The sequence below is a fragment of the Sphingomonas sp. CCH9-E2 genome (genome assembly GCF_001557215.1).
Lineage (GTDB): Bacteria > Pseudomonadota > Alphaproteobacteria > Sphingomonadales > Sphingomonadaceae > Sphingomonas.
In genome coordinates, this window is record NZ_LSJM01000333.1 from 1 (window position 1) to 2,085 (window position 2,085).

The 2,085-nt window shown below is 72.4% G+C and carries 1 protein-coding gene; it reads left to right on the forward strand.

Going from position 1 to position 2,085, the window contains the following annotated elements; genetic code table 11:
* The coding region (locus tag AX681_RS15760; protein ID WP_066682470.1) for a tetratricopeptide repeat protein at positions 1 to 1,935 on the forward strand (1,935 nt) is incomplete at its 5' end.
* Positions 1,936 to 2,085: the final 150 nt, after the last annotated feature.

Consider the following 2,085-nt stretch of genomic DNA (forward strand, 5'->3'; position numbering starts at 1 on the left):
GCGCTGGCGCGCAGCGAAGCCTATTTGAAGGCCAGCAACGCCTCGGCCGCGCGCAGCCAGGCGTTCAGCGCAGTCCGCGCCGATCCGGCGTGGGGGGAGGCGCATCTCGCGCTCGCCCGCGCCAACCTCGCACTCGACGAAGGCGTCGCCGCCGAAGCGGCGATCCGCCGCGCGCTCGACAGCGGCATCGCCCCGGCGCGCACCCATGCGCTGATGGCGCACGCGATCCTGCTGCAGGGCGACCCCCGCCGCGCTCTGGTCGAAAGCCGCAAGGCGCCGCAGGCCGATCGCCTCTACGCGCTGCGCGTCCAGACCCGCGCCTATGTCGCGGGCGGCAACCTCGCCGCCGCACAGGAGGCGGCGACCGCCGCCGTCCGCCTGGCCCCGCAGAGCGCGGATGCCTGGACCGAACTCGGCCGCTTCCGCTTCAACGCCGGCGACGTGGTCGGCGCGATCGAGGCGAGCGCCAAGGCGGTCGATCTCGACCCGGGCAACACCGACGCGCTGCTGCTGCGCGGCGAGCTGGTCCGCACCCAATATGGCCTCGTCGCGTCGCTCCCCTGGTTCGACCGCGCGTTGCAGCGCGACCCCTATCGCCACGCGACGCTGATCCAATATGCCGCAACGCTTGGCGACGCCGGGCAGACCCGCGCGATGCTCGACCTCACCCGCCGCGCGATGGAGGTCCGCCCGCGCAGCCCGCAGGCGCTGTATCTGCAAGCCGTCCTCGCCGCGCGCGCACAGCGTTTCGACCTCGCCCGTCAGCTGCTCACTCGTGCCGGCGGCGGCGTCGGCCAGCTGCCCGGCGGGCTGCTGCTCGGTGGCGCGCTCGATCTGGAGGAGGGCGCCTATGCCCGCGCGATCGAGAAGCTGCGCACGCTGATCACGCTGCAGCCAATGAACATCAATGCGCGCAAGCTGCTCGCCGCCGCCCTGCTCCACGCCGACGCGTCGAAGAACGGCATCGACGTGCTGCGCCCGGTCGTCGCGCGCGGCGACGCCGATACCTATGCGCTGACTTTGGTCGCGCGCGGCTATGAACGGATCGGCGAGCGGGCCGAGGCGGCACGCTATTTCGACCGCGCCGCGCTCCCCGTGCGCGACAATCCCGACTGGTTCAGCTCGGACGATTCGCTCCCGATCCTCGCCGCCGCAGCGGGCAAGGCGGGTGGCGACGATCCCAAGACGCTGATTCCGCTGCTGCGCGGCCTGATCGAAAACGGCCGCGGCGGCGAAGCGCTTGCCCGCGCGCAGGCTGTGGCTCAGCGCAACCCCGGCGCGCCCGCATCGGCCAGCCTGGTCGGCGACGTGCTGATGCTGCTCAAGCGCCCCGGCGACGCGGTGCCATGGTACAAGACCGCCGCCGGCATCCGCTTCGACGAACCGGCGATGCTCCGACTGGTCGAGGCGCTCGACCGATCGGGCCAGCGCCAGACTGCCTCGACCACGCTCGCTTTGTTCCTGTCGCAAAACCCGTTCAACCTGTCCGCACTGCGCCTCTCGGCGCACTGGCAGGCGGCGGCGGGCGATTTCGATACGGCGATCGATTCGCTGGAAGCGATCCGCCTGCGTATCGGCAATCGCGACGCTGCTTTGCTGGCCGAACTCGCCTTCGCCTATGCCGGAGCCGGTGAGCCCGACCGCGCCGCGCGCTATGCCGAAGCGGCCTATCTGATCGCGCCGAGCAACCCGGCGGTCGCCGGCGCGATGGGCTGGGCGCTGGCGCAGGGCGGCGACACGGCGGGCGGGATCGAGCTGTTGCGCAAGGCCGTCGCCCTCGCCCCGCGCCACCCGATGCTGCGCTGGCAACTGGCCCAGGCCTATGCCGATGCCGGTCGCAAGGACGAGGCCGTGACCGAAACCCGCGCCGCCCTCGCCACCCCCGGCTTTACCGACAAGGGCGCCGCAGAGGCGCTGCTGGCGAAACTGGCGTAACCCAATTCCTCCCCCAGCTCGCTGGGGGAGGTGGCAGCGCGCAGCGCTGACGGAGGGGCCGCCGCGCAGACGGCGGAATTTTGCCGAGATGTTCCCGGCTGTCTGCGCAGCCGCCCCTCCACCACCGGCTTCGCCGGCGGTCCCCCTCCC